At 62.6% G+C, this 6362-nt stretch carries 6 protein-coding genes; 5 read left to right on the top strand and 1 reads right to left on the bottom strand.

Annotated features, from left to right (window positions below):
* Positions 1-902: hypothetical protein (locus HMPREF2944_RS09225; protein ID WP_168165815.1), on the top strand; the 902-nt coding region annotated here is incomplete at its 5' end.
* 14 nt (positions 903-916) lie between these two features.
* A complete protein-coding gene (locus HMPREF2944_RS03345) occupies positions 917-1786 on the top strand; it encodes a hypothetical protein (RefSeq protein ID WP_070680418.1) in 870 nt (289 codons plus the stop codon).
* A gap of 103 nt (positions 1787-1889) precedes the next feature.
* Here the strand turns inward: HMPREF2944_RS03345 and HMPREF2944_RS03340 are convergent, their stop codons facing one another.
* Entirely contained in the window at positions 1890-2873 is a 984-nt protein-coding gene (locus HMPREF2944_RS03340; protein ID WP_070680415.1) for a hypothetical protein, read from the bottom strand.
* Positions 2874-2986: 113 nt separating this feature from the next.
* On the opposite strand from HMPREF2944_RS03340, the gene HMPREF2944_RS03335 reads away from it, so the two are divergent.
* The 3 genes from HMPREF2944_RS03335 to HMPREF2944_RS03325 are packed head-to-tail and all read left to right on the top strand — an operon-like array spanning position 2987 to position 6333.
* A complete protein-coding gene (locus tag HMPREF2944_RS03335; RefSeq protein ID WP_049343908.1) occupies positions 2987-4315 on the top strand; it encodes a magnesium transporter MgtE N-terminal domain-containing protein in 1329 nt (442 codons plus the stop codon).
* The gene (locus HMPREF2944_RS03330; protein ID WP_083313058.1) at positions 4308-5144 is read left to right on the top strand and encodes a DUF1003 domain-containing protein; all 837 of its coding nucleotides are present in this window, start codon (positions 4308-4310) and stop codon (positions 5142-5144) included. The genes HMPREF2944_RS03335 and HMPREF2944_RS03330 overlap by 8 nt, the downstream gene beginning before the upstream one ends.
* The gene (locus HMPREF2944_RS03325) at positions 5131-6333 is read left to right on the top strand and encodes a P-loop NTPase (protein ID WP_070680411.1); all 1203 of its coding nucleotides are present in this window, start codon (positions 5131-5133) and stop codon (positions 6331-6333) included. Before HMPREF2944_RS03330 ends, HMPREF2944_RS03325 begins: the two co-directional genes overlap by 14 nt.
* Positions 6334-6362: the final 29 nt, after the last annotated feature.

Raw genomic sequence — 6362 nt, 5'->3', positions numbered from 1 at the left:
ATCCGTGGGGTTTGTCGCCGGTGTCGGTGGAGGATTTTGAGAAGTATCGCGAGCTGAAAGCGTCTTCTGGTATTACCGGATGGGTCAAGAGGACAGCTGTAGGTGTCGCAAATAAAGCTATCGAAATCTGGCAGGGTGCGAAGGATCTGTGGGGTAAGGTAAAGGCGGAAGCGAAGGCAGCCTGGAACGATCCCAAGAAGTGGCTCGGGGAAAACTGGGAGTATATTGCAGGCGCCGGGCTGATGGCTCTTGGAGGGTTTGTAGGTACTCTGTCCATTGCTGGTGGCCCTGTAACTATGATTCTGGTAGGCAGCTTGGCCGGAGCGGTTTCTAGTGCCGGTATGTCTATGATTACCCAAAAGGCACAGAAGGGGTCCTTTGAATGGAAGGAAGTAGCAAAGGACGCGGCGATCGGTGCCGTAGTTGGTGGTATAACCGGTGGTATTGGTGGTCGTATCATGGCTGGTGCTAGGGATGTTGCAGGTGTTACTCCGAAGGTAGGTAAATTGGCTAGTAAAGTTGCCGAGAAAACTGATTGGAAGTGGGCAGATAACCTAATCCGTAAGGCTGTCGACTATAAGCCTTGGACCAGCTTGAAGGGAACCGCAGGGGTGGCTGATGATGTAGCTATGATGGCTCCTGCGCGTGAAACTAAGGAATTCTTGTCGCATCAAGTTGGACAGTTTCTGAAACCGGGTCAGCATACGATGCTGATTTCTCGTGGTTGGTGGCGCAATCAGGCTGTATCTCAGCTAACCACTTCCCAACCGCTTAAGCATGCTGCTAAGTACGCTGTGAAACATACGGTAGATAATTTTGTACCTACATTGTCTGCTGGGGTAACGTCATTGCGACATCAAGTCGAGGAGGCTCCGCATAACCAGCAAAATGGGAATGGGTAAATGAAAGGAGTAGGGTGCATATTTTCTTTGAAACCTTAAGAGTGCTGTGGCTTATTTGCCTCTGGTGCGCCTTTATCTTCGTAGCTCTTGCATCTATAGCGATGGCCGTTATTGAGGGCTGGCCGTGGAGCGCGCTGTTCCTCGTTGCAAGTACTATCGGCCTCTCAGCCATAGATACAGTACTCAAGGGAGGTATTGGCTACGAATCAAACGGCGGTCTCTTCCACCACTTCTTTATCTTCGTTCACTCCATCAGCGCAGTGGGCTTGATTGTTCTGACGGCTCTGACCGCTTTTGGGGTACTGCGCACTGCGGATGCAATGCTGTGGGATCCGGCGACGAACTTTGCCTCCTGGTACATGGCTGGCGGAATATTCATTACCTACTTCCTCATTCAGCCGACCGAGCCTAATGACGATATCCCTGACCTGCAGCGCATGGAACAGATGAATAGGTACTCAACCCGTGTGGGTGTCGTGGCGGCGGCTATTTTCACGGTTCTGTGCTTCGTGGTTCCTTTGACCAGTTTCATGACTGCCGGCTATGATCCGGCGGCTCTGGCGGTTGCGCTTTTCCTGACCCCGGGGTTCCTGCGTGTTGTGCGTGAGGGCCTCTTCTACCTGCAGGGCACCCGCTTTGAGGAGGGAACCGAGGGATACCGCACCCTGCGTGCCGTGTGTGTCGGCGTGGCTGGTTTGGCTGGGTGTATTGCGCTCGGGTATGTGGGCTATTCGCTGGTTCGTCTGGAGTGGTTGCCTGCGCTGTTCTTTGCGGTGTCGGTGGCGATGAATGGGTGGTCGGTGAAGAAGTACGTGACCGTGGGTATCACCATTCCTGAGAAGGAAGATGATGAAGCCCCCAAAACCACACCCGTAACTGGTTAAATAGAATGTAAGAAGCCCCTCACCGAGTGAATCGGTGAGGGGCTTTCGCGTCTCTTCTCAGTCGCCGTCTTCTCCGCCTGTTTTCCGCCGTTGCGGCTGGAGCCTATTCGGAGTCCTTCGAGGACTTATCGCGTAGACCCTGCGGGCGCGGGGTGGGACGCTCGGGCTTGGGTTGAATCAGCTTGGCGTATTCCTCCGGGTCGTCCACGCGCAGGCCGAAGCGCTGAGCCGGACGCTTCTGCGGCTCTGCCTTCTGATCGGTCACCTGCGCACTATTTACCTGTTCGGCGGTTGCCGCCTCCCGGACGGCGGGCGGAACGCTCTGCGCGGGCTGGACGGGCGCGGGCATGTTCTGGGCCGCGCTCTGGGCCACCGCGTTCTGCGCGGTAGTATCGCGCTCGGGCAGGTTCTGGTTCGGGGCGGGCTGGCTACCGGCCTGCGAACGGTAGGACGGCGCCTTCGGGGCACCGGTCGGAACCGGCGCACCGTTCATCGAGACGGTGCTCTGAGCGGCACGCGCCTGCGAAGCCTCCGGGGCGGTCGCCGCACGCGCGGCCGCAACCGCGGCCGAGAAGCGGGAATGACCGCCCAGCACGCGGCGCGCCTCCTGGGCGTACTCCGGCAGCGCGTACAGCACGGTACGCGAGGGAATCGCCTCGGTGCGCATGGGGTAGCGAACCCCGCGGCCGCGGCGCAGGTCGAATACGCGCCACAGCACAAAAATGGCCACTGAAATCGGCACCGTTGAGAGCAGCGCGCTCATAAAGTTCGTGCCGCCGGCCGCCACAAACATCGAGTACAGCAGACCGATCATGACGCCCTGGATGGCGGATACCAGCAGGGCGCGGCCGTAGCCGGTCTGCACGGGGTACTCTACCTGACGGATGCCGTCGTTGACCAGGTACAGGGCAGTCACCGGGAACTGTTGCTCGTTCAGCACGTCAAAAGCGGATAGCGCGTCGTCGTGGCGCACGAAGGAGGCGACCGGCTCGCCGCTCGGCAGGGGGTGGCCGTTGGCCTGGGCCAGGCGCGAGGCCATAAACGAGGAGGGCGGGGTATTGGGCAGATTCGGCAGCTGAAAAGTCATGGCATTAATTGTACCGGCCTGTCCGGGCCCGGCCGCGGGGCTTCCCTGCGGGCACCGCTGAGAACGAGAACGCTCAAAGTGCGATTCCAGGCGGCGGAGCGTACCCTAGAGGGGTGAGCAATTCTAAGTTCAGCGCCCCCAGCAAGATTTACATTGCCCGTCTCCTGGGCCTCGACGTTTTTGACCCCTTCGGTGACCGCCTCGGCCGTCTCCGCGATGTTGTCGTGCTCAAACGCGGCCTGGGTGCCTCCATTGCCGGCGCCCGCCCCGCCAAGGGCACCGAACCGATTGTCGTCGGCATCATCGTTGAGGTGCTCGGCAAGAAACGCGTGTTCATGCCCATGACCCGCGTGCGCAGCATCGACGCCTCCCAGATTATTTCGACCGGCCTGGTGAACCTGCGCCGCTTCGAGCAGCGCAACTCCGAGACCCTCATCGTCGGTGAGCTCTTCGACCGCCGCGTGCGCCTGCTTGACGGCAGCGGCGACGCCGTTATCGAGGACGTCGCGATTGAGCAGCGCCGCAACGGCGACTGGGGCGTGACCGAGCTGTTCGTCTCCCGCGTCAGCTCCGGCTCCAGCACGTGGCGCCGCCGTTCCAAGGAGACCCTCATCGTCGACTGGGACGAGGCCCTGCTCTCCACCGACGTGGAACCGCAGGCGGCAACCGCGTTCGTGGCCAACCACGAAAACTCCAAGCCCGCCGACCTGGCGGATGCCATCCACGAGATGAGCGATAAGCGCATGGTCGAAATCGCCGCCGAGCTGCAGGACGAACGCCTCGCGGACGTTCTGCAGGAGCTGCCCGCCGAGGACCAGGTGCAGATTCTTTCGCATCTGGACGACGAGCGTGCCGCGCAGGTCCTCGAAGAGATGGAACCGGACGACGCGGCCGACCTGCTCATCGAGCTCGACGACGCCCAGCGTGAGAAGTTGCTGGAACTCATGGAGCCCGACGAGGCGGACGACGTGCGTCGACTGCTCGAATACGACGAGGGTACCGCCGGTTCGCTCATGAACCCGGTGCCGATTATCCTCTCCCCCGAGGCGACCGTCGCCGAGGCGCTTGCGCACATCCGCGCCGAGGAAATTCCTCCGGCAATGGCGGCTGCCGTCATGGTGACGCGCCCGCCCCTGGAGACCCCGACGGGTAAGTACCTGGGCCTGGTGCACATGCAGAAGCTGCTGCGCGTGCCGCCGAGCGAGCCCATCGGCCACATCCTCGACACCGACACCGAGCCGGTCTCTGACCAGGCTAGTTTGGAAGAGCTGGCTCGCGTGCTCGCGACCTACGACCTGACCATCGTTCCCATTGTGAACGATTCGCACCGCCTGGTAGGCGCAGTGACCATCGACGACGTGCTCGATGCTCTCCTGCCCGAAGACTGGCGAACTTACGATGATGGAACTCCCGTACGAAAGGTAGGACGACGCTTTGCCTGATTCGAACCGCCGCGACGCAAACCGTACTGAAGAGAACCCCCGCATCGATAAGGCGCGTATTCTCAAGGACCGCCTGGAGAAGAAGTACGCTGAACGCAACCGCGAGCGCGGCGATTCCCGCCCGCAGCGCGGCGACTCGCAGCTAAGCACCCCCGGCACCCGCAAGCCGAAGCTGTTCTCGAGCCCTAACCCGGACTCCTTCGGCCGCATGACCGAGGCGTTTGCGCGCTACATGGGTACCCCGCAGTTCTTGATGTGGATGACCATTTTCTGTGGCGTGTGGCTGGCCTGGAACTCCCTGGCGCCGGAGGAGATGCAGTTCGACCCGCGTAGCCTGAACTTCACCCTGCTGACCCTGATGCTGTCCCTGCAGGCCTCCTACGCCGCTCCCCTGCTGCTGCTCGCGCAGAACCGTCAGGACGACCGTGACCGCGTGGTGGCGTCCGAGGACCGTAAGCGCGATCAGCAGAACCTGGAGGAGACCCAGTACCTGACCCGCGAGATTGCTTCGCTGCGTATTGCCCTGCGCGAGGTGGCGACCCGAGACTTCGTCCGTAGCGAGCTGCGCGACATTCTTGAGGAACTGCAGAACATTGCGCAGGAGCAGGAGCGCCACGCCGAGCAGCTGCAGGACATCAGCGAGGACATTGAGGACCTGGAGGAGGCCATCGACGATATTGACGCCTCCGACGGCATCGAGGGTGAGGAAACCGAGGGCGAGGAGGCCGAGGGCTCCGCGCACGCTGAGGACCCGGGCGAGCGGAAGGCCGAGAGCCCGGCTAAAACCTCGGGCGATGCCCCGGAGGGAGGCGCCCGTGAGCGCCGATAACCCGCTGCAGGACGCACTCTACGCGGCCCTTGCCCGTGTAGAGGACCCCGAGCTGCGCCGCCCCATCACGGAGCTCGGCATGGTCGAGACCGCGCTCGTGCATCCCGAACTGGATGAGCGCGGTGAGCCGATTCCCGGCCGCCACTGGGCCGAGGTGAAGGTTCTGCTCACCATCGAGGGCTGCCCGCTGAAGAACACCATCGAGCAGCAGGTGCGCGAGGCCGCCGCCACCGTCGAGGGCATCGAGCGAGTGCAGCTGCAGGTGGGCGCGATGAACCCGCAGCAGCGGTCCGCCCTGCGTTCGATGCTCAAGCCCGAACGCACCAACCCGTTCACCGCCCCCGGTTCGCTGACCCGCGTGTTCGGCGTGGTGTCCGGCAAGGGAGGCGTGGGCAAGTCCTCCATGACGGCCAACCTTGCGGCGGCCTTCGCCTCGCGCGGGCTCTCGGTGGGCATTATCGACGCGGACGTGCACGGCTTCTCGATTCCGGGCCTGCTCGGCATCACCGATGCCCCCACACGCCTGGATGACCTGATTCTTCCCCCCACCGTGGATGTTCCCACCCCCGCCCGCCGCTGGGGCGATGCGCAGGTCGGCGGCGGTTTTATTCGCGTGATTTCTATCGGCATGTTCCTCAAGGGCAACGAGCCGGTGGCCTGGCGCGGCCCCATGCTGCACCGCGCGCTGGAGCAGTTCATCATGGACGTGCACTTCGGCGCCTTGGATGTGCTGCTACTCGATTTGCCGCCCGGCACCGGCGATATTGCCATCTCCATGGCTCAGTTGCTGCCCAATGCGGAGCTTGTGCTCATCTCCACCCCGCAGCACGCCGCCGTGGATGTGGCCGAACGCGCCGGCACCCTGAGCCTGCAGACCGGCCAGAAGGTCGTGGGCGTGGTCGAGAACATGGCCGCTATGACCCTGCCCGACGGCACCGTGCTCGACATGTTCGGTTCCGGGGGCGGGCAGGTGCTCGCTGAGCGTCTCTCGGAGGCGCTCTCCTACCCCGTCCCGCTGCTCGGTTCTGTCCCCCTGGACGTGAACCTGCGTACCGGCGGTGACGAGGGCATGCCCGTCGTGTGGGGTCGCCCCGACTCCGCGACCGCCGAAGAGATCCAGTCCATCGCCTCAAAGCTTCTACACTCCGGCGAGTCGAGGGCGGGGCAGAGCCTGCCGCTCTTCGTCTAGGGCTAGAGCCTCTAGAAGCCGCCGATAGA

This window comes from Rothia sp. HMSC072E10 (genome assembly GCF_001813965.1).
Lineage (GTDB): Bacteria > Actinomycetota > Actinomycetes > Actinomycetales > Micrococcaceae > Rothia > Rothia mucilaginosa_A.
Note: the sequence above shows the minus strand (reverse complement) of the source record. Positions and strands in the feature narration are given on the sequence as shown.

What these genes read in the sequence shown, in the direction of transcription:
- HMPREF2944_RS03340 (WP_070680415.1), bottom strand. Translation starts at nt 2,873, where the DNA reads ATGACTTTTCAGCTGCCGAATCTGCCCAATACCCCGCCCTCCTCGTTT.